This window comes from Mycobacterium sp. C31M (assembly GCF_053345865.1).
Genome location: NZ_JBKFAX010000020.1, coordinates 57,362 through 76,961, shown reverse-complemented (window position 1 = coordinate 76,961; position 19,600 = coordinate 57,362). Strand labels below are relative to the sequence as shown.

Annotated in this window: 20 protein-coding genes; 4 read left to right on the top strand and 16 right to left on the bottom strand. The window is 67.9% G+C overall.

Annotated features, from left to right (window positions below):
* Positions 1-2: 2 nt before the first annotated feature.
* The 16 genes from ACLBYA_RS26065 to ftsH all read right to left on the bottom strand — a co-directional run bounded on the left by ACLBYA_RS26065 (position 3) and on the right by ftsH (position 15,478).
* Positions 3-797: a CbtA family protein gene (locus ACLBYA_RS26065; protein WP_447712358.1), complete on the bottom strand. Its 795-nt coding sequence runs from the start codon at positions 795-797 to the stop codon at positions 3-5.
* A gap of 24 nt (positions 798-821) precedes the next feature.
* On the bottom strand, positions 822-1,037 hold the full coding sequence (locus ACLBYA_RS26060; protein WP_447712357.1) for a CbtB domain-containing protein: 216 nt from the start codon (positions 1,035-1,037) through the stop codon (positions 822-824).
* A gap of 217 nt (positions 1,038-1,254) precedes the next feature.
* Positions 1,255-3,780, bottom strand: coding sequence for an ATP-dependent protease ATP-binding subunit ClpC (gene clpC1, locus ACLBYA_RS26055; RefSeq protein WP_447712356.1), 2,526 nt, complete (start codon positions 3,778-3,780; stop codon positions 1,255-1,257).
* Positions 3,781-4,026: 246 nt separating this feature from the next.
* Entirely contained in the window at positions 4,027-4,368 is a 342-nt protein-coding gene (gene lsr2 / locus ACLBYA_RS26050) for a histone-like nucleoid-structuring protein Lsr2 (protein ID WP_447712355.1), read from the bottom strand.
* Positions 4,369-4,475: 107 nt separating this feature from the next.
* Entirely contained in the window at positions 4,476-5,993 is a 1,518-nt protein-coding gene (lysS, locus tag ACLBYA_RS26045; protein WP_447712410.1) for a lysine--tRNA ligase, read from the bottom strand.
* 27 nt (positions 5,994-6,020) lie between these two features.
* Complete coding sequence (locus tag ACLBYA_RS26040; protein WP_447712354.1) at positions 6,021-6,824, bottom strand: type III pantothenate kinase; 804 nt, start codon at positions 6,822-6,824, stop codon at positions 6,021-6,023.
* Positions 6,824-7,231: an aspartate 1-decarboxylase gene (gene panD, locus ACLBYA_RS26035; protein ID WP_447712353.1), complete on the bottom strand. Its 408-nt coding sequence runs from the start codon at positions 7,229-7,231 to the stop codon at positions 6,824-6,826. The genes ACLBYA_RS26040 and panD overlap by 1 nt, the downstream gene beginning before the upstream one ends.
* Positions 7,231-8,166: a pantoate--beta-alanine ligase gene (gene panC / locus ACLBYA_RS26030; RefSeq protein ID WP_447712352.1), complete on the bottom strand. Its 936-nt coding sequence runs from the start codon at positions 8,164-8,166 to the stop codon at positions 7,231-7,233. The genes panD and panC overlap by 1 nt, the downstream gene beginning before the upstream one ends.
* Positions 8,163-9,074 (bottom strand): Rossmann-like and DUF2520 domain-containing protein, encoded by a 912-nt coding sequence (locus ACLBYA_RS26025; protein ID WP_447712351.1) that lies wholly within the window; start codon positions 9,072-9,074, stop codon positions 8,163-8,165. The genes panC and ACLBYA_RS26025 overlap by 4 nt, the downstream gene beginning before the upstream one ends.
* Before the next feature lie 81 nt (positions 9,075-9,155).
* The gene (locus ACLBYA_RS26020; RefSeq protein ID WP_447712350.1) at positions 9,156-10,319 is read right to left on the bottom strand and encodes a DUF6779 domain-containing protein; all 1,164 of its coding nucleotides are present in this window, start codon (positions 10,317-10,319) and stop codon (positions 9,156-9,158) included.
* A gap of 57 nt (positions 10,320-10,376) precedes the next feature.
* On the bottom strand, positions 10,377-10,850 hold the full coding sequence (locus tag ACLBYA_RS26015; protein WP_447712349.1) for a DUF3180 domain-containing protein: 474 nt from the start codon (positions 10,848-10,850) through the stop codon (positions 10,377-10,379).
* Positions 10,850-11,350, bottom strand: coding sequence for a 2-amino-4-hydroxy-6-hydroxymethyldihydropteridine diphosphokinase (gene folK, locus ACLBYA_RS26010; RefSeq protein WP_447712348.1), 501 nt, complete (start codon positions 11,348-11,350; stop codon positions 10,850-10,852). The genes ACLBYA_RS26015 and folK overlap by 1 nt, the downstream gene beginning before the upstream one ends.
* Positions 11,347-11,718 (bottom strand): dihydroneopterin aldolase, encoded by a 372-nt coding sequence (gene folB, locus ACLBYA_RS26005; protein WP_447712347.1) that lies wholly within the window; start codon positions 11,716-11,718, stop codon positions 11,347-11,349. The genes folK and folB overlap by 4 nt, the downstream gene beginning before the upstream one ends.
* Entirely contained in the window at positions 11,711-12,505 is a 795-nt protein-coding gene (gene folP / locus ACLBYA_RS26000; protein WP_447712409.1) for a dihydropteroate synthase, read from the bottom strand. Before folP ends, folB begins: the two co-directional genes overlap by 8 nt.
* Before the next feature lie 32 nt (positions 12,506-12,537).
* The gene (folE, locus tag ACLBYA_RS25995) at positions 12,538-13,155 is read right to left on the bottom strand and encodes a GTP cyclohydrolase I FolE (protein WP_447712346.1); all 618 of its coding nucleotides are present in this window, start codon (positions 13,153-13,155) and stop codon (positions 12,538-12,540) included.
* A 16-nt stretch (positions 13,156-13,171) separates the two neighbouring features.
* Positions 13,172-15,478, bottom strand: coding sequence for an ATP-dependent zinc metalloprotease FtsH (gene ftsH / locus ACLBYA_RS25990; protein WP_447712345.1), 2,307 nt, complete (start codon positions 15,476-15,478; stop codon positions 13,172-13,174).
* Positions 15,479-15,634: 156 nt separating this feature from the next.
* Here ftsH and ACLBYA_RS25985 point away from each other — a divergent pair, with 156 nt between their 5' ends.
* Genes ACLBYA_RS25985 through ACLBYA_RS25970 form a run of 4 tightly spaced genes read left to right on the top strand, consistent with a single transcriptional unit; the run spans position 15,635 to position 19,548 of the window.
* A complete protein-coding gene (locus ACLBYA_RS25985) occupies positions 15,635-16,570 on the top strand; it encodes an alpha/beta fold hydrolase (RefSeq protein ID WP_447712344.1) in 936 nt (311 codons plus the stop codon).
* On the top strand, positions 16,567-17,760 hold the full coding sequence (locus tag ACLBYA_RS25980) for an LLM class flavin-dependent oxidoreductase (protein ID WP_447712343.1): 1,194 nt from the start codon (positions 16,567-16,569) through the stop codon (positions 17,758-17,760). Before ACLBYA_RS25985 ends, ACLBYA_RS25980 begins: the two co-directional genes overlap by 4 nt.
* Positions 17,760-18,776, top strand: coding sequence for a zinc-binding dehydrogenase (locus ACLBYA_RS25975; protein WP_447712342.1), 1,017 nt, complete (start codon positions 17,760-17,762; stop codon positions 18,774-18,776). Before ACLBYA_RS25980 ends, ACLBYA_RS25975 begins: the two co-directional genes overlap by 1 nt.
* A 28-nt stretch (positions 18,777-18,804) precedes the next feature.
* Complete coding sequence (locus ACLBYA_RS25970) at positions 18,805-19,548, top strand: SIMPL domain-containing protein (protein ID WP_447712341.1); 744 nt, start codon at positions 18,805-18,807, stop codon at positions 19,546-19,548.
* Positions 19,549-19,600: the final 52 nt, after the last annotated feature.

The following is a 19,600-nucleotide window of genomic DNA, read 5'->3' as shown; positions in this document are numbered from 1 at the left end:
GGTCACGCCGAGATGGACTCGCGCTTGTTCTCCAGCAGGCGCGATGTCAGCGCGCCGAACACCAGGCCGATGGTGGTCCACATGATGACCTGGGTGACCAACGAGTACAGCCGGAACTCGTACAGATCATCGGCCGGGAAGGCCCCGAAGATGATGGTGCCCGCCGCATCGGTGATCGGGCCGGGCGTCTCCGAGATGGTCGGCATGATCAGGAACACCACGATGACCGCCACGATGTAGGCGCCACCGGCGGCCAGTGCCGCGTTCCACGCGCCCAGCTTCTCCGTCAGTCGGTTGGCCAGGTATGCCGCCGCGACCAGCAGTGCCGCCGACAGCACGGTCAACAGCAGATACAGCAGCGTGCGCTGCTGGATGGTCTCGTCCAGGCTCACCGCGGGCGGGTTCGGCGGGTATTTCAGCGACGGCACGATCCACAGCGACAACAGCCCGCCACCGGCGATCAAGACCGACAGCACCCGCGCCGACAGATTGGTCCGGCCGTAGATGACGCAGAAGACCACGGCCAGCAGCGCCGCCATGGCCACCGCGAACAGCACCAGGCCGAAGCCCAGGCCGATCGTCGCCTGCACGGTGCGGGTGATCTCGATACCGCCCTCGGCACCGTGCTCGTGGGCATGCCCGCCGTGCTCGATGGCCTCGTGTGCGGCGCTGACACCGTCCTCGAACTCGATCGCGCGATCGATGACGGGCTCTACGAAGAAGTAGGCCCAGACGAATGCGAGCAAACCGCCTAGGGCGCCGGCCGACAGGCCGCGCCCGATGATTCTTTTTTCCATCGGAGTTTTGTCTGCTTCCGGCGTCTAGTGGCAGGGATAGCCGAGCAGATGCCGGGCGTCGTGGACGAACTCGTGGATGACGGTGTTCGCCCCGAAGACCGACGTCGCACCCTGATCCATCCCGACGAAGTAGAGCACCAGCAGCGCGAGGAACGCGGTCAGCGACAGCCAGACCACGGCGCTCGTGGCGGACAGGTCGACGGCGCGTAAGCGCGTCTTGGAAGACTCAGCAGATGTCATATCCGATTCCTTTCGGGAGTTCGCGTCCCACGTAAAAAGTGCGGTGACGGGATGCGGGTCTGACTTTTACAGTGGCGCGACCGTCCTGGAATTTCACCAGATTCCACAAGCCCGTCGAGAGCATTTCGGATACTACGCCAAAGCCCCCGACCAGGCGTCCGGTCGGGGGCTTTGGGTGTGCTGTGCGTTCAGGACTCGGCTTCGTCGCCGGAGGCGACTATTCAGCTGCCGTGGCGGCCAGGTCCGCATCATCGGTGGACGACGACGTCTTCGGACGACCGGCGAAGGTGAACTTGGCGTTCTCGCCGGCTCCCTCGCCGTCCCAGCCTTCGACATCGACGGTGACGATCTGACCGGGACCGACCTCTTCGAAGAGGATCTTCTCGCTCAGGGCGTCTTCGATCTCGCGCTGGATGGTCCGGCGCAGCGGGCGCGCACCCAGCACCGGGTCGAAACCGCGCTTGGCCAGCAGCGACTTGGCCTGCTCGGTCAGCTCCATCTCCATGTCCTTGGCAGCCAGCTGCTTGGAGACCCGGCCGATCATCAGGTCGACCATCTGGATGATCTCGTCCTGTGTCAGCTGGTGGAACACGATGATGTCGTCGATACGGTTCAGGAACTCCGGGCGGAAGTGCTTCTTCAGCTCATCGTGCACCTTGAGCTTCATCCGCTCGTAGTTGTTCTCGCCGCCACCGGAGGTGAAGCCGAGACCGACCGCCTTGCTGATATCGCTGGTGCCGAGGTTCGAGGTGAAGATCAGCACGGTGTTCTTGAAGTCCACCGTGCGGCCCTGACCATCGGTCAGGCGGCCGTCCTCCAGCACCTGCAACAGGGTGTTGTAGATCTCCTGGTGGGCCTTCTCGATCTCGTCGAAGAGCACGACGGAGAACGGCTTGCGGCGCACCTTCTCGGTGAGCTGGCCACCCTCTTCGTAGCCGACGTACCCGGGAGGGGCACCGAACAGCCGCGACGCGGTGAAGCGGTCGTGGAACTCGCCCATGTCGATCTGGATGAGCGCGTCGTCGTCGCCGAACAGGAAGTTCGCCAGCGCCTTGGACAGCTCCGTCTTACCGACGCCGGACGGGCCGGCGAAGATGAACGAGCCCGAGGGACGCTTGGGATCCTTCAGGCCGGCGCGGGTGCGGCGGATCGCCTTGGAGACGGCCTTGACGGCATCCTCCTGGCCGATGATCCGCTTGTGCAGTTCGTCCTCCATGCGCAGCAGACGCGTGGTCTCGGCCTCGGTCAGCTTGAACACCGGGATACCGGTCCAGTTGCCCAGCACCTCGGCGATCTGCTCGTCGTCGACCTCGGCGACAACGTCGAGATCGCCTGAGCGCCACTGCTTCTCACGCTCGGCGCGCTGCCCGACCAGGGTCTTCTCACGGTCGCGCAGGTTGGCGGCCTTCTCGAAGTCCTGCGCATCGATCGCGGACTCCTTCTCCCGGCGCGCGTCGGCGATCTTCTCGTCGAATTCGCGCAGGTCCGGTGGTGCGGTCATCCGGCGGATGCGCATCCGGGCACCGGCCTCGTCGATCAGGTCGATCGCCTTGTCCGGCAGGAACCGGTCGTTGATGTAGCGGTCGGCCAGGGTCGCCGCGGCCACCAGCGCACCGTCGGTGATGGATACCCGGTGGTGCGCCTCGTAGCGATCACGCAGACCCTTGAGGATCTCGATGGTGTGCTCGACGGTCGGCTCGCCGACCTGCACCGGCTGGAAGCGGCGCTCCAGCGCCGCATCCTTCTCGATGTACTTGCGGTACTCGTCGAGGGTGGTCGCACCGATGGTCTGCAGCTCACCACGGGCCAACTTCGGCTTCAGGATCGACGCCGCATCGATCGCGCCCTCGGCGGCACCCGCACCGACGAGCGTGTGCAGCTCGTCGATGAACAGGATGATGTCGCCGCGGGTGTTGATCTCCTTGAGCACCTTCTTCAGGCGCTCCTCGAAATCGCCACGATAACGGCTGCCGGCGACCAGCGAACCGAGGTCGAGCGTGTAGAGCTGCTTGTCCTTCAGCGTCTCGGGGACCTCACCGTGCACGATGGCCTGGGCCAGGCCCTCGACGACGGCGGTCTTACCGACGCCGGGCTCACCGATCAGCACCGGGTTGTTCTTGGTGCGCCGGCTCAGCACCTGCATGACCCGCTCGATTTCCTTCTCACGGCCGATGACCGGATCGAGCTTGCCCTCCATGGCGGCGGCGGTCAGGTTGCGGCCGAACTGGTCGAGGACCAGCGACGTCGAAGGATTGCCGGATTCACCACCCCGGCCTCCGGTACCGGCCTCGGCGGCCTCCTTGCCCTGGTAGCCGCTCAGCAGCTGGATGACCTGCTGGCGCACCCGGGTCAGCTCGGCACCGAGCTTGACCAGCACCTGCGCGGCGACACCTTCGCCCTCACGGATCAGGCCGAGCAGAATGTGCTCGGTACCGATGTAGTTGTGGCCGAGCTGCAGGGCCTCGCGCAGCGAGAGCTCCAGCACCTTCTTGGCGCGCGGGGTGAACGGGATGTGGCCCGACGGGGCCTGCTGTCCCTGACCGATGATCTCCTCGACCTGGCTGCGCACGCCTTCCAGCGAGATACCCAGCGACTCGAGCGACTTGGCTGCGACGCCTTCACCTTCGTGAATGAGGCCCAGCAGGATGTGCTCGGTGCCGATGTAGTTGTGGTTCAGCATCCGGGCTTCTTCTTGAGCCAGGACGACGACGCGACGGGCACGGTCGGTAAATCGTTCGAACATCCGTGGTTACCTGCTCTTCCTCACGTAGGTCGGCATCGTGCGCTGTACAACTCGCCGCACCTGCAGTCCACTCTAGTGGGCTGGACCGATAGCTGCGCCGCAGGTGCGCTGAGCCCGACGGTGCAGTTGTCTGCACAACGCGCGCCGACCACGGAACGTTTCCCCGATATCAGGGAATTCGGTTCGCTTTCAGCGAATAGGTACCGGCCGGAACTGCCACCGCTGACAGATTCCGGCAACCGCCGCCTACGTTGCCGCGTGGAATGCGTCGATGACATCGGCCGGGATCCGGCCGCGCGTCGACACATTGTGCCCGTTACGCCGGGCCCAGTCGCGGATCGCGGCACTCTGCTCCCGGTCGATCGCGGCGCGACCACGACCCGTTCCGGCCGAACGGCCGCGGCGACGGCCTCCGACCCGGCGGCCGGCCTCGACCCACTGCTTCAGGTCACCACGGAGTTTCGACGCGTTCTTCGAAGAAAGGTCGATCTCGTAGCTCACACCGTCCAGCGCGAATTCGACGGTCTCATCCGCGGCGGCTTCCCCGTCGAAATCGTCAACTAACGTGACGGTCACTTTCTTCGCCATTAGCTCACACTGACCCTTCTGTGGCCACTCGTAGATTCAACCCCGAACCCCGGAAGCAATGCTTTCACACGGACGGAATTCATTCAACAACCACGAGTCGTATGCACTCAGTTTGAGTGTCTGCGCACAATCGGGAACAAAACCGTCTCCCTAATCGTCAGGCCCGTCAAAGCCATCAACAGACGATCAATACCCATTCCGGTTCCGGTGGTCGGCGGCATGGCGTACTCCAATGCGGCCAGAAAATCCTCGTCGAGTCGCATTGCCTCGTCATCGCCGGCGGCCGCCGCGGCAGCTTGTGCCACGAATCGTTCGCGCTGAATCACCGGATCGATCAGTTCGGAGTAACCGGTCGCCAATTCGAACTTACGCACATAAAGATCCCACTTCTCGGTGACACCGGGAATGCTGCGATGTGCGCGGGTCAGCGGACTCGTCTCGACCGGGAAGTCGCGGACGAAGGTCGGTTCCCACAACGTCTCACCGACGGTGTGCTCCCACAGTTCCTCGACCAATTTCCCGTGCCCGTAACCGCGATCGGTGGGAATCTCCACGCCGAGTCGGTCGGCGATCGACAACAGGTGTTGCAGCGTCGTTTCCGGGGTGATCTCTTCACCGAGGGCGGCCGACAACGACGGGTACATTTCCAGCGTCTGCCATTCGCCATCGAGGTCATAGGTGCTGCCATCGGCTAGTGGCACCTGGCGTGTCCCGAGCGCTTCGTCGGCGACTTCCTGAATAAGTTCACGAGTCACCACGGCGGAATCGTCGTACGTACCGTAAGCCTGATATGTCTCCAACATCGCGAATTCCGGCGAATGTGTGGAATCGGCTCCCTCGTTACGAAAGTTCCGATTCAACTCGAAAACCTTCTCGAATCCACCGACAAGGCAGCGCTTGAGGAACAACTCCGGCGCGATGCGCAGGTAGAGGTCGGCGTCGAGGGCATTGGAGTGGGTGATGAACGGCCGCGCCGCCGCGCCGCCGGGCAACGTCTGCAGCATCGGCGTCTCGACCTCGAGGAAGCCGCGACGTTCCAGCGCGTGCCGCACACCGCGCACCACAGCAATGCGCTGGCGGGCGATGCTGCGGGCCTCGGGGCGCACGATGAGATCCACATAACGCTGCCGGACCCGGGTTTCCTCACTCAGCTCCCTGTGCGCCACCGGCAACGGCCGAAGCGCCTTGGAGATGATTTGCCAGGAATCGGCCAGCACAGACAATTCACCGCGGCGCGAACTGATCACCTGACCGTGCGCGAACACGATGTCACCGAGGTCGACATCGGCCTTCCAGGCGTCCAGCGACTCCTGGCCGACCTCGGCCAGGCTGACCATCAGCTGCAGCTGGGTGCCGTCACCGTCCTGCAGGGTGGCAAAGCACAACTTGCCGGAGTTCCTGGCGAACACCACCCGCGCCGCCACACCGACCAGGTCGCCGGTTGCGGTGTCGGCCGCCAGCTCGGGATATTCGGCGCGCAGCTCGGCCAGGCTGTGGGTGCGGGCGACCTGCACCGGGTAGGGGTCACGCCCCTCGGCGAGCAGACGCTCGCGCTTGGCCTGCCGGATCCGGTACTGCTCGGGGATGTCGTCGTCGGGCTGGGACGGGGCGGGGCCTGCCGGCACTGTGGAACTCACGACATGCCAGCTTAATCAGCGACGACCGCGCTGGTTGTCCCGGTTGCGCTCGAACACCAGCCGTAGCCCCTCCAGGGTCAGGTGCTGGTCGTAGTGGCCCACGGTCCGCAGGTCCGGCAACACCAGCGGTGCGGAGTTGCCGGTCGCTACGACCGTGACATCGTCGCCGCCGAACCCGGGCACATCGGCACGGATCCGGTCGACCAGACCGTCCACCAGCGCGGCGAATCCGAACACCGCCCCCGACTGCATGCACTCCACGGTGTTCTTACCGATCACCGACCGCGGACGGGTCAGCTCCACCCGGCGCAGCGCCGCCGAACGGGCGGCGGCGGCGTCCGAGGACACCTGCACGCCGGGGGCGATGGCGCCGCCGAGGAACTCTCCCTTGGCCGACACCACGTCCACACAGATCGAAGATCCGAAGTCGACAACGATCGCGGCCTGGTTGTACCTGTGGAAGGCCGCCAGGCAGTTCACGATCCGGTCGGCACCGACCTCCTTGGGATTGTCCACCAACAGCGGGATACCGGTGCGGACGCCGGGTTCGATGAGCACCTGCGGGATCGAGGGCCAGTACTGGTCGAGCATCAACCGGATCTCGTGCAGCACCGAGGGCACCGTGGACAGTGCGGTCGCGCCGGTCAACCGCTCGGAATCGTCACCGATCAGACCGTCGATGGTCAGCGCCAACTCGTCGGCGGTCACCTCGGCCTCGGTGCGGATACGCCAGTGCTGCGTCACCTTGGCATGTGTGCCGGCTCCGGAGATCAGTCCCACGACGGTGTGGGTGTTGCGGACGTCGATCGCGAGCAGCATCAGCGTGGCGACAGCAGGCCGGAGGCATCCGCCGGCACATGTGCCGGGTCGGTGCCGAGGTCGATCTGCTTGTTGTCGGCGTCGACGAAGACGATGCGCGGTTGATACTCGCGGGCCTGCGCGTCATCCATGGTGCCGTAGGCGATCAAGATCACCAGATCCCCCGGATGCACCAGATGCGCTGCGGCCCCGTTGATCCCGATGACACCGGTACCGCGCTCACCGGTGATGGCGTAGGTGACCAGCCGATTGCCGTTGTCGATGTCGACGATGGTGACCTGCTCGCCCTCCAGCAGGTCGGCGGCGTCCATCAGATCGGCGTCGATGGTCACCGAGCCGACATAGTGCAGGTCGGCCTGGGTGACCGTGGCTCGGTGGATCTTGGATTTGAGCATGGTGCGAAACATCAGTTCCTCCAGGGCAGTTCGTGCTCGTCGTAGGGGACGTCCGGACCCTCACCTGACGGGACGCCGATATCGATCGCGATATTGTCCAGCAGCCGGGTGCGGCCGAGTCGCACCGCCAGCAGCATCCGGGCCCGGCCGGTCTGCGGCGCCGGCCCCAGCCAGGTGTCGCGGATCTCCAGATAGTCCACGGTGATGGCGGGCACCTCGTCGAGCACTGCGCGGGCGGCGTCCAGCGCGGCCTCGACCCCCTCGCCCGCGGCGTACATCCCGGCCAGTAGTGCCGACGGGATGGCAAGGGCCTGTTCACGTTCCAGCTCGTCGAGATAGCGATTGCGCGACGACATCGCCAACCCGTCGGACTCCCGCACGATCGGCACCCCGACGATCCGGGTGTCCAGGTTGAGGTCGTCGGCCATCTGCCGGATCAGCACCAGCTGCTGATAGTCCTTCTCGCCGAAGAACGCACGGTCCGGCCGCACGATCTGGAGCAGCTTCATCACGACGGTCAGCATCCCGGCAAAATGTGTGGGGCGTGAGGCACCTTCGAGTTCGGCGCCGATGTCACCGGCGTGCACCGAGGTGCGCGGGCCTGCGGGGTACATGTCCGCGACCGTCGGGGTGAAGGCGATCTGCACACCCTCACCGCGCAGCGCGGTCAGGTCCTCGTCGAGGGTGCGCGGGTAGGCGTCGAGATCCTCGCCGGCGCCGAACTGGGTGGGGTTGACGAAGATCGAGACCACCACCACCGCACCCGGAACCTGCTGGGCCTGCCGGATCAGGGTGAGGTGGCCGTCGTGCAGAGCGCCCATGGTGGGGACCAGCATGACGCGGCGTCCGGTGGCGCGCAGCGCCCTGGTCACCTCGGTGACATCGGCCGGGCGGCCGTAGATGTTGAGTTCGTCGGCCTTGTACACCGGCGGACGGCGATCGGTCACGGGTTCTCCTCCAACACGTCGAATACGGCGGCGGGCGCGTGCGCGCGCTGGGCGGTGCGCCGTGAGTTCACCCGATAAGCCTGTGCCAGTTCGGGATCGGCCTCGCCGAGTGCGGCCAGGTGGCGGGCCACCGCGGCGGCGTCGCCGCGCGCGACCGGTCCGGTCAGCGCGGCCTGCCCGCGTTGTAGGGCGTTCTCCAGCGAGGCCCGGGCCAGCGGGGCGACGATCCGCTCGGCAAGCCCACCGGGAGCGTCGAGCACAAGTTCCTGGCCAAGCAGTTCCTGTCCGCGCAACGCCTCGCGCAGGGCGTCCACCGCGTCGAGCACCACGGTGATGAGGTGGTTGCCCGCATGTGCCAGCGCCGAGTGATAGAGGGTGCGGGCGTCCTCGCGGACCCGAAACGGTTCGCCGCCGATCTCCAGGACCAGCGACTGCCCGATGGCATAGCCGATCTCGTCGGCGGCGGTGACACCGAAACAGGCTTCCGAGAGCCGGGCGATGTCCTCGTCGGAACCGGTGAACGTCATCGCCGGGTGGATCGCCAGCGGTAAGCAGCCCTGTTCGGTCAGCGGCGCCAGGATGCCGACGCCGTTGGCACCCGAGGTGTGCACCACGATGGTCCCGGGCCGCACCGCCGAGGTGGCGGCCAGACCGGCGACCAGACCGGCCAGTTCGGCGTCGGGCACCGCGAGCAACAGCAGTTCGACGGAAGCGGCGACATCGGCGACCGGCAGTATCGCGGTCTCGGGCAGGCGCCTGGCGGCGCGGTCGCGGGAAGCCGCCGAGATGGCGCTGCAGGCGATCACCACGTGTTCGGCCCGCTCGAGCGCCACACCGAGGGCCGTGCCCACCCGGCCGGCCGAGATGATGCCGACGGTGAGCCGGGCCGGACGGAGTCCGTCGACCATGACAGACGACCTCGCAGATTCGGTGACGATGTTCGTTCCGGTCCCACACTGCGGGTACCGGACGGTCTCGGAGAGCCTAGCTCACTCCTCGCGGCGCCGACGCCGGCCACCGCCGGCCTGTGCCTGGGCCTGGGCGGCCTGCAGGCGAGACAGCAGTTCGGAGACCGGCTGGCCGCCGGCGTGCTGACCGCCCGGCTCGAGTTCGGGTGCCGGTTCCTGCTCGGGGCTGCGGTGCCGGGCCGCCGGGACGGGTTCGGCCGGCGGAGTCGGCGCCGGTGCTGTGGGCGCCTGCTCTCCGGGGGCGGCGTGCCGGGCGCGCCGCGGCGCGGCGGATGCCTCCGGCTCGGCCGGGGCGTCCTCGCGGCGGCGCCGACGGCCGCCTTCGGACGCCGGCGGCGGCGGTGGGGTGACCGGTGGCGCGGGTGGCTCCTGCGGGGCGGGCTGCACCCAGTTGCTACCCGGGGTGCCGGCCGGGATCCAGTGCCCCTCGGCGGGCACCGGGTTCCACTGCGCCACCAACGGCTCCGACGGGGCGATCCGCGGCGCCGGCGGCGGTGATGTCGGGACCGGCGGCGGTGGGGGCGGCTGCCAGGCAGCGGGCTGCTCGGGCTCCGAGGCACGCCGGTGGGCGCCGCCGAAGGGTTCGGCCGGTCCCCACTGGAACTCCGGTGGCTGAGGTTCGGCCGGGACGTCGATGATCGGGCTTTCCTCGGTGCGCGGCTCACCGGCGTCGCGCGGGCGCTCGGGGCTGTCCAGGCGGCTGGCGATCACCCGGCCCGCCGGACGGTCGTTCTCCAGGGCCGGGCGCTGATCCAGATCGGTGTCGAACAGGATCTCCAAATTGGCGCGCAGCGCGGCCAGTTCGGCACGCAGCGAGGCGACCTCGTCGGCCGATTGCGCCCGCAGCTCCGCGGCGAGTTCACGACGCAGATGCGTCTCGACGGACAGTTCGTACTCCCGCCGGGCCGATATCTCCCGGTCGAGTTGCAGGTCGTAGACGTACTTCAGATCACGCACCTTGGCCTGATCGAGATCGCTCTGGCGTCGGTAGATGAACGAGACGAAGGCCGCGGCCACCGCTGCCCACAGCGCCAATACGACCGCCAGCTTGAGCAATTCGACCCGATTGGTGAAGACCAGCACGGTGCTGGCCACGATGGCCAGTACCAACAGGGCGGTCAACAGCACCCAACCCGGCCTGCGGTTGGCGCGTCGAACGCGCATGCCGCGGGACGGATCGGTCATGGGCCCCGACTGTACCGGTCGCAGGTCACATCGCGTGTCGACCGGTGCGGCGATTCGTCATTCGACGGGGTCTGCGGTGTCGTTCGGATCATCGGGCGACTTGCAGCAGTGCTCGAGCCAGAGCGCGGCGACGACCAGTGCCAGCGCGCACAGCGCAGCCACCACGGCGCCCGCGGTGTCCTCGCCGGCCACCCGAAGGGCGTCCCGACGCGGCAACAGGTAGCCCAGCACGCCGATCCACCAACCCAGCACCAGGGTCCCCATCCACGCCGAGGCCTTGGCGATGACGACGGACCGGGCCACCGCCAACGGATGCATCCGACCCGCACCGACACCGACCTTGGCCTCGGCGATGCGCGTCCGGATGACCTGTCCCCAGCCGGCTTCGACGACGGCGACCGCCAGCAGCGAGACCCCGGTCCACAGGGTGATCGGCGGGAACCACCGGTACAGCCCGGTGACCAGCAGATAGCCGACCACCGCGGTCACCGCGACGGCGATCAGCAGATCACGTCTGCGGGTCGGGCCCATCAGAACACCAGCCGCAGATCGGTGCTGCGCACCCCGGCACGTTCGGCCGGGTCGAGCGCGGCGAGCAGATCGGCCACCGACCGCCCGGACAGGGTGGCCGCCGGATCCGCCGCCAGCCACGGGACCAAAACGAATGCCCGCTCCTGCGCGAACGGATGCGGAAGCGTGAGATCTGTTTCCTGGCAGCGTAATTCGCCGCCATTGTCGATACAGCTGACGATATCGACGTCCAGGGTGCGCGGGCCCCAGTGCACCTCACGTACCCGGTCGGCGGAGTCTTCCAGGCGCTGCCCGTGCCGCAGCCAGTCGTAACCGTCGTAGTCGGGGTCCTCGGCGATCAGCACCGCGTTGAGGAATGCGCCCTGCTCGACACCGCCCCAGGCGTCGGTCTCGTAGACCGGGGACACGGCCCGCACCCGCGTGCCGAGGCCATCCACGACGGACTGCAGGTGTGCCAGCCGGTCCCCCAGATTGGAGCCGATCGACAGCACCGCCCTCACCGGCTGCCCCGCCGGGATCGTCGCGCGACGACGGCGACATCGTCGAAGGTCAACGGGATCGGCGCCGACGGCTTGTGCAGCACCACCTCCACGGCGTGCACCCGCTGATCGGTCATCACATCCTCGGCGATCTCGGCGGACACCGTCTCGATGAGATTGCGCGGCGGCCCGGCGATGATCGCGGCCGCCCGCGCGGCCAGCGCCCCGTAGTCCAGGGTGTCGGCCAGGTCGTCGGTGGCCGCGGCCGCGGCCAGGTCCACCCATACCGTGATGTCGACGATGAAGTCCTGGCCGTCGCGTCGCTCATGGTCGAAGACGCCGTGATTGCCGCGAACCTGTAGGCCGCGCAACTCGATCCGGTCAGCCATGCCAGGCCTCCAAGACCGTCAGGGCGTCCACCGAGGCGCGCACATCGTGCACCCGGACACCCCAGGCGCCGAACTGGGCGGCCAGCACCGAGATGACGGCGGTGGCGGTCTCCCGGCCGTCCGGCGGACGCGGCGCTCCGTCGGGTCCGGCCAGCAGGGTGCCGAGGAAACGTTTGCGGGATGCCCCGACGAGGACCGGGATCCCGGTGCCGACAAAGGCCGGCAGTGCGCGCAGCAGCTGCCAGTTGTGTTCGGCCGTCTTGGCGAACCCCAGGCCCGGATCGATGACGATCCGATCTGGGTCCACCCCGGCGGCGACGGCGGCATCGACACTGCGCAGCAGTTCGTCACGCACCTCGGCGACGACATCGGCGTAGGCGGGCACCTCGTGCGGCGCCTCGGCGCTCACCGACCGCCAATGCATCAGCACCCAGGGCACTTTCGCGTCGGCGAGCAGTGGCGCCATGTCCGGGTCGGCCAGTCCCCCGGAGACGTCGTTGACGATCGCGGCCCCGTTCTCCAGGGCTGCGCGGGCCACCGCGGCGTGCATGGTGTCGATGCTGACGGTGACACCCTCGGCGGCCAGTGCGGCCACCACCGGCACGATCCGGTTGGTCTCGGTCGTCGCATCGACGCGCACCGCGCCGGGTCGGGTCGACTCGCCGCCCACATCGACGATGGCGGCACCGGCGGCGGCAAGGGCGAGGCCGTGCTCGACGGCGCGGTCGCGATCCAGGAACTGTCCCCCGTCTGAGAACGAGTCATCGGTGACGTTGAGGACACCCATCACCTTGGGGGCTGCAGCTGCGACGAGAGGGCTCACCGGCGCAGGATCAGTTCCAGTGCCTCGGCCCGGGATGCCTTGTCGGTCTTGAACTGTCCGCGGACCGCGGAGGTGGTGGTCACCGCGCCGGGCTTACGGACACCGCGCATCGCCATACACAGGTGCTCGGCCTCGACGACCACGATGACACCGCGCGGGTCGAGCTTGCGCATCAGCCCGTCGGCGATCTGCGCGGTCAGCCGCTCCTGGACCTGCGGCCGCTTCGCATACAGGTCGACCAGGCGGGCGATCTTGGACAACCCGGTCACCCGGCCGTCCAGACCCGGGATGTATCCGACATGGGCCACCCCGTGGAACGCCACCAGGTGATGCTCACAGGTCGAGTACATCGGGATCTCTTTGACCAGCACCAACTCATCGTGCTGCTCGTCGAAGGTGGTGTTGAGCACGGTGTCCGGATCGGTGTACAGCCCGGCGAAGATCTCTTTGAAGGCCCGCGCCACCCGCGCCGGGGTGTCGACCAACCCGTGGCGATCCGGATCCTCCCCGACCGCGATCAGCAGTTCCCGCACCGCGGCCTCGGCGCGCGGCTGGTCGAACTCCACCGGGGTGAAACCGACCGCACTGTCGCTCTTGTCGCCCAACGTCGTCATCGACGCTCCGTTCTGGTCAGCCTCGTGATGGTGGCGGGTTCTCCGGCGGCGGGCCGCCGTACTGGCCGGGCGGCGGACCGTACGGACCCGGCTGGCCGTACTGGCCCTGCCCAGGACCGTACTGCCCCGGCGGGGGTCCGTAGTGGCCTTGCTGTGGCGGCGGACCGTAGCCCGGCGGCGGACCCGCGGGCGGCTGCCCACCCTCGCGCGGCGGCCAGCCCGGGGCGTGCCAACCGGCGGGGGCACCGTAGTCCGGCTGGGCGTGGCCATTGGCCGCGCCGTTGGAGCCGGAGCCGTTGGTCCCGTTCTGACCCGGGTTGTGCACCCGGCCCGCCTCGGCGGCCCGGCTGGCCTCCACGATCGCGCTCTTGTACGCGGGTTCCTTCACCGGCGGCGGCCACGGCTCGCCGCGCTCGATGGCGATCTCACCCGGGGTCTTGATCGGCGGCTTGTCCGACGGCACCCGGCCCCCGAAATCGTCGAACATGGTCAGCCGCGGACGCTTCTCGACCTGGTCGAAGATGGCTTCGAGCTCGACGCGGTGCAGCGTCTCCTTCTCCAGCAGCTCACCGGCCAGGATGTCGAGCACATCGCGGTACTCGGACAGGATCTCCCAGGCCTCGGTGTGCGCCGCCTCGATGAGCTTGCGCACCTCCTCGTCGATCTCGCGGGCGACCTCGTGACCGAAGTCGGCCTGGGTGCCCATCGACCGGCCCAGGAACGGGTCGCCGTGTTCTGTGCCGTAGCGCACCGCACCGAGCTTGGCGCTCATGCCGTACTCGGTGACCATGGCGCGGGCGATCTTGGTGGCCTGCTCGATATCGGAGACCGCACCGGTGGTGGGCTCGCGGAAGACGAGTTCCTCGGCGGCGCGCCCGCCCATCGCGAACACCAGCCGGGCGATCATCTCCGAGCGGGTCATCAGGCCCTTGTCGTCCTCGGGGACGGCGACGGCGTGGCCGCCGGTGCGGCCACGGGCCAGGATGGTGACCTTGTAGATCGGCTCGATATCGGGCATCGCCCAGGCCGCCAGGGTGTGGCCGCCCTCGTGGTAGGCGGTGATCTTCTTTTCCTGCTCGCTGATGATGCGACTCTTGCGGCGCGGCCCGCCGACGACGCGGTCGACGGCCTCCTCCAGCGCGGCGCCGGTGATGACGGTGCCGTTCTCGCGGGCGGTCAGCAGGGCTGCCTCGTTGATGACGTTGGCCAGGTCTGCGCCGGACATGCCGACGGTCCGCTTGGCCAGCCCGTCCAGGTCGGCGTCGGGGGCGATCGGCTTACCGGCGGAGTGCACCTTGAGCACCGCGCGGCGGCCGGCCAGGTCGGGGTTGGAGACCGGGATCTGGCGGTCGAAACGGCCCGGACGCAGCAGCGCCGGATCGAGGATGTCGGGCCGGTTGGTGGCCGCGATCAGGATGACGCCCTGGCGGTCACCGAAACCGTCCATCTCGACCAGCAGCTGGTTGAGCGTCTGCTCGCGTTCGTCGTGCCCACCACCCAGGCCGGCGCCGCGCTGGCGGCCGACGGCGTCGATCTCGTCGACGAAGATGATGCACGGGCTGTTCTGCTTGGCCTGCTCGAACAGGTCGCGCACCCGAGAGGCGCCGACACCGACGAACATCTCGACGAAGTCCGAACCGGAGATGGTGAAGAACGGCACCTCGGCCTCGCCCGCGACCGCGCGCGCCAGCAGCGTCTTACCGGTGCCGGGCGGGCCGAACAGCAGCACGCCCTTGGGGATCTTGGCGCCCAGCGCCTGGTAGCGGCTGGGGTTCTGCAGGAAGTCCTTGATCTCGTAGAGCTCTTCGACGGCCTCGTCGGCGCCCGCGACGTCGGCGAACGTCGTCTTGGGCATGTCCTTGGACAGCTGCTTGGCCTTGGACTTGCCGAACCCGAAGCCCATCCGGCCACCGGACTGCATGCGCGAGAACATCACGAACAGACCGACCAGCAGCAACAGCGGCAACATGTAGATGAGCAGGGTGCCCAGCACGCTGCCCTGGTTGACGACGGTGTTGATCTTGGCGTTCTTCTCGCTCAACGCGTCGAACAACTGCACACCGACGCCGGTCGGGTATTTGGTGAGGATCTTGTCGCTGTTCTCGGTGTCGCCGTTGCCGGACTTCAGGTCCAGCCGCAACTGCTGCTCGCGATCGTCGATCTGAGCGCTGTTGACGTTGTCGCTGTTGATCTGGGCCATGGCCACCGAGGTGTCCACCGGCTTGTAGCCACGGGTGTCGTCGCTGAAGTAGAAGAAGGACCAACCCAGCAGCAACACGACGGCGATCGCCGTGAGGGTGCGGATGACGTTTTTACGGTTCATCGATATCTGCGGCCTCGCTGACGCGGCCGGCCCGATCCTTCCAAATATGCGCAGTTGGGAAACTAAAGGCTACCGCTAACCCAACGATCGGAAGTTCCCCGCCCGGGATGTTCTCCGACGATGGTCACAGCGCGTGCGGTGTGCTTGGGTGAGACCGTGCTCACACCAACCGAACGGTTAGTCGATACCAATGGCGCGACGTTGCGAGTGACGGAGGCGGGTGAGCGCGGCAACCCGGTGGTGGTGCTGGCGCACGGCTTCCCCGAACTCGCCTACTCGTGGCGGCATCAGATCCCCGCCCTCGCCGCGGCCGGATACCACGTCCTGGCCCCCGACCAGCGCGGATATGGCGGTTCCTCGAAGCCCGGTGCCATCGAGGACTACAACATCATCGAGTTGACCGCCGATATCGCGGGCCTGCTCGACGATGTGGGCGCGCAACGTGCGGTGCTGATCGGCCACGACTGGGGTTCGCCGGTGGTCACCAATTTCCCGCTGTTCTTTCCGGACCGGGTGGCCGGCGTGGCCGCGCTGAGCGTGCCGCCGATCCCGCGGGCCTCGGCACCGCCGACGTCGATCTGGCGGGGCATCTTCGGCGACAATTTCTTCTACATCCTGTACTTCCAGGAGCCCGGGGTGGCCGATGCGGCGCTGAACGCCGATCAGCGGGCCTCACTGCGTCGGATGGTCGCGCTCGACGGATTCACCGGGCCGGTCGACGAGATGGCCGACAACCCACTGCCCGCGCTGCCGGACTGGATCAGCGCGGCCGAGTTCGACGAGTATGTCCGCGCCTTCGAGGCCTCCGGGTTCACCGGCCCGCTGAACTGGTATCGCAACTTCGACCGCAACTGGGAGCTCACCGACCCGTCGGCCGGCCGGATCGTCACCGATACCATCACCGCGCCCGTGCTGTTCCTGGCCGGCAGTGCCGACCCGGTGCTGAGTTTCACCCCGCGCGACCATGTCCGCACGGTGGCGACCGGCGACTACCGCGAGGTACTGCTCGACGGGGCCGGCCACTGGTTGCAGCAGGAGCGGCCCGATGAGGTCAACGCGGTGCTGCTGGAATTCCTGGCGGGCCTGCAATGACTCGACCGCTCGACTTCGGGGTCTTCATCACGCCGTTTCACCCGACGGGCCAATCCCCCACCCTGGCACTGCAATACGATATGGACCGGGTCGAGGAGCTGGACCGGCTCGGCTACGACGAGGCCTGGTTCGGCGAACACCATTCCGGCGGTTACGAATTGATCGCCTGCCCGGAGGTGTTCATCGCCGCGGCGGCCGAGCGGACCCGGCACATCCGACTGGGCACCGGGGTGGTGTCGCTGCCCTATCACCATCCGCTGATGGTGGCCGACAGGTGGGTGCTGCTGGACCACCTGACCAGGGGCCGGGTGATGTTCGGGACCGGCCCGGGCGCGCTGCCGTCGGACGCCTACATGATGGGGATCGACCCGGTGGATCAGCGCCGGATGATGCAGGAGTCACTGGAGGCCGTCCTGGCACTGTTCCGGGCCGCACCCGACGAGCGCATCGACCGGCAGACCGACTGGTTCACCCTGCGCGACGCCGCCCTGCACATCCGCCCCTACACCTGGCCGTATCCGGAGATATCCACGGCGGCAATGATTTCCCCGTCCGGTCCGCGGCTGGCCGGCCAGCTCGGCACCTCGTTGTTGTCGCTGTCGATGTCGGTGCCCGGCGGTGCCGCTGCGGTTGAGAACACCTGGGATATCGTCACCGAGCAGGCCGCCAAGTCCGGCCGCGACGTGCCTGACCGCAAGGACTGGCGGGTGCTGGGCATCGTGCACGTCGCCGATACCCGCGAGCAGGCCATCGAGGACTGCACCTACGGTCTGCAGGATTTCGCCAACTACTTCGGTGCGGCCGGTTTCGTCCCGCTGTCCAACGCCACCGACGGATCCGCACCCGACGCGAACGCGTTCGTCGAAGACTATGCCGCCAAGGGCAATTGCTGTATCGGTACCACCGAGGACGCGATCGCCTACATCCAGGATCTGCTGGACCGTTCCGACGGTTTCGGCACGTTCCTGATGTTGGGCCACGACTGGGCCTCCCCGGCGGCGACGTATCACTCCTACGAGTTGTTCGCCCGCGAGGTGATCCCGCATTTCAAGGGTCAGCTGACCGCGCCGCGGGCCTCCCATGACTGGGCCAAGGGCAAGCGCGATCAGCTGCTCGGCCGGGCCGGACAGGCCATCGTGAACGCCATCACCGAGGCTGCCGCCGAAGGTTCCTCGGAGGTCAAGAGCTGATGCGGGCCGCCGTACTACGCGACCGCCGGATGGTGGTCCGCGACGATGTGCCCGAGCCGGTTCCCGGTCCCGGCCAGGTGTTGGTGGCGGTCAAGGCCTGCGGAATCTGTGGCTCCGACCTGCATTTCGCCGCGCACGGTGACGAGATGCTGGCTGCCGGTGCCGAGATGGAGGGCATGCCGGACACCCTGTCGGGCATCGACCTGGGCGCAGATATCTACATGGGGCACGAGTTCAGCGCCGAGGTCCTGGAGGCTGGACCCGGTACCGACGCCCCCGCGCCGGGCACCATCGTCACCTCGGTGCCGGTGTTGGTGGCACCGACCGGTCTGGAGATGATCGTCTACAGCAACACGACGGTCGGCGGCTACGCCGAGCGGATGTTGCTGTCGGCGCCGCTGCTGCTGCCGGTGCCCAACGGGCTGGACCCGCGACACGCGGCCCTGACCGAGCCGATGGCCGTCGGCCTGCGTGCGGTCAACGTGTCCAAGATCGAGCGCGGCGAGACCGCGCTGGTCATCGGCTGCGGTCCGATCGGCATCGCCATCATCGCCGCGCTGCGCTACCGCGGCGTGGAAACGATTGTGGCATCGGACTTCTCATCGGTACGACGCAGCCTCGCCGCGCAGGTGGGCGCACATGTGACGGCCGACCCGGCGCAGGGTTCACCATTCCACCAGAGCGCACCGGCGGTGGTGTTCGAGGCGGTCGGCGCACCCGGCATCCTCGACGATGTACTGCGCCGCGCCCCCGCGGGAGCACGGGTGGTGGTCGCCGGGGTGTGCATGCAACCCGATACCGTGCATCCGTTCTTCGCCAGCGCCAAGCAGCTCAGCCTGCATTTTGTGTTCGGTTACGACCCAGCCGAATTCGCCGAATCGCTGCGCGCCATCGCCGAGGGCGATATCGACGTCGCACCGATGATCACCGGTGCCGTCGGGCTCGACGGGGTCGCCGGGGCGTTCGACGAGCTGGCCGACCCCGACGCGCATTGCAAGATCGTGGTCACCCCGTGATCGCGGCGCCACACGCTAGGGTGCGAACATGACCCTCGCGCAACGATTGCCGGTCCGTCTCAGCCTCGCCGTGGGTGCCGCGGCCCTCGTCGTCGGGGTGACCGGCTGTGATGCGACGTCCGGCCCTGCCCCGACCGGCGACCCCGCCGCCGCGGTCGGCCGCCAGGTCACCGTGGTCGGCTCCGGCGAGGTGCAGGGCACCCCGGACACGCTGACCGTGTCGGCGGCCATGGAGGCGATCGCCCCGGACGTCAGCGGTGCACTGAACCAGACCAGCGACCGGCAGCGCGCGGTGATCGACGCGTTGACCGGTGCGGGTATCGAGGAGCGAGATATCAGCACCACGCAGGTGTCGTTGCAGCCGCAGTACAACTCCGACGGCACCCGCATCGACTCCTACCGGGCCAGCAATGGTGTCGACGTGAAGATCCGCGACGCCGGTCGCGCCTCGGAGTTCCTGGCCTTGATCGTCGACACCGGCGGCGACGCCACCCGGATCAACTCGGTGAGCTACTCGATCGCCGACGACTCACAGCTGGTGCGCGATGCACGCGCCCGTGCCTTCGAGGACGCCAAGGATCGCGCCGAGCAGTACGCCGAGCTGTCCGGGCTGGACCTCGGCGATGTGGTGTCGATCTCCGAGACCGGTGGGGCGACCCCGCCGCCTCCGCCGATGCCGATGCCGCGCGGGGCGATGGCCGAGGCTGTCCCCCTGGCACCCGGCGAGCAGACCGTCGGGTTCACCGTGACGGCGGTGTGGGAACTGGTCTAAAGGGCCGCGAGATCCGCGTACCCGGGGTCACCGCCCCGACGCCGACCCCGAT

What these genes read in the sequence shown, in the direction of transcription:
- ACLBYA_RS25970 (WP_447712341.1), top strand. Translation starts at nt 18,805, where the DNA reads ATGACCCTCGCGCAACGATTGCCGGTCCGTCTCAGCCTCGCCGTGGGT.
- folB (WP_447712347.1), bottom strand. Translation starts at nt 11,718, where the DNA reads ATGGCTGACCGGATCGAGTTGCGCGGCCTACAGGTTCGCGGCAATCAC.
- ACLBYA_RS26060 (WP_447712357.1), bottom strand. Translation starts at nt 1,037, where the DNA reads ATGACATCTGCTGAGTCTTCCAAGACGCGCTTACGCGCCGTCGACCTG.
- ACLBYA_RS26065 (WP_447712358.1), bottom strand. Translation starts at nt 797, where the DNA reads ATGGAAAAAAGAATCATCGGGCGCGGCCTGTCGGCCGGCGCCCTAGGC.
- ftsH (WP_447712345.1), bottom strand. Translation starts at nt 15,478, where the DNA reads ATGAACCGTAAAAACGTCATCCGCACCCTCACGGCGATCGCCGTCGTG.
- ACLBYA_RS26015 (WP_447712349.1), bottom strand. Translation starts at nt 10,850, where the DNA reads ATGGGCCCGACCCGCAGACGTGATCTGCTGATCGCCGTCGCGGTGACC.
- folE (WP_447712346.1), bottom strand. Translation starts at nt 13,155, where the DNA reads ATGACGACGTTGGGCGACAAGAGCGACAGTGCGGTCGGTTTCACCCCG.
- ACLBYA_RS26025 (WP_447712351.1), bottom strand. Translation starts at nt 9,074, where the DNA reads ATGGTCGACGGACTCCGTCCGGCCCGGCTCACCGTCGGCATCATCTCG.
- ACLBYA_RS26040 (WP_447712354.1), bottom strand. Translation starts at nt 6,824, where the DNA reads ATGCTGCTCGCGATCGACGTCCGCAACACCCACACCGTCGTGGGACTG.
- folP (WP_447712409.1), bottom strand. Translation starts at nt 12,505, where the DNA reads ATGGGTGTCCTCAACGTCACCGATGACTCGTTCTCAGACGGGGGACAG.
- panD (WP_447712353.1), bottom strand. Translation starts at nt 7,231, where the DNA reads ATGTTTCGCACCATGCTCAAATCCAAGATCCACCGAGCCACGGTCACC.
- lsr2 (WP_447712355.1), bottom strand. Translation starts at nt 4,368, where the DNA reads ATGGCGAAGAAAGTGACCGTCACGTTAGTTGACGATTTCGACGGGGAA.
- ACLBYA_RS25975 (WP_447712342.1), top strand. Translation starts at nt 17,760, where the DNA reads ATGCGGGCCGCCGTACTACGCGACCGCCGGATGGTGGTCCGCGACGAT.
- clpC1 (WP_447712356.1), bottom strand. Translation starts at nt 3,780, where the DNA reads ATGTTCGAACGATTTACCGACCGTGCCCGTCGCGTCGTCGTCCTGGCT.
- ACLBYA_RS25980 (WP_447712343.1), top strand. Translation starts at nt 16,567, where the DNA reads ATGACTCGACCGCTCGACTTCGGGGTCTTCATCACGCCGTTTCACCCG.
- ACLBYA_RS26020 (WP_447712350.1), bottom strand. Translation starts at nt 10,319, where the DNA reads ATGACCGATCCGTCCCGCGGCATGCGCGTTCGACGCGCCAACCGCAGG.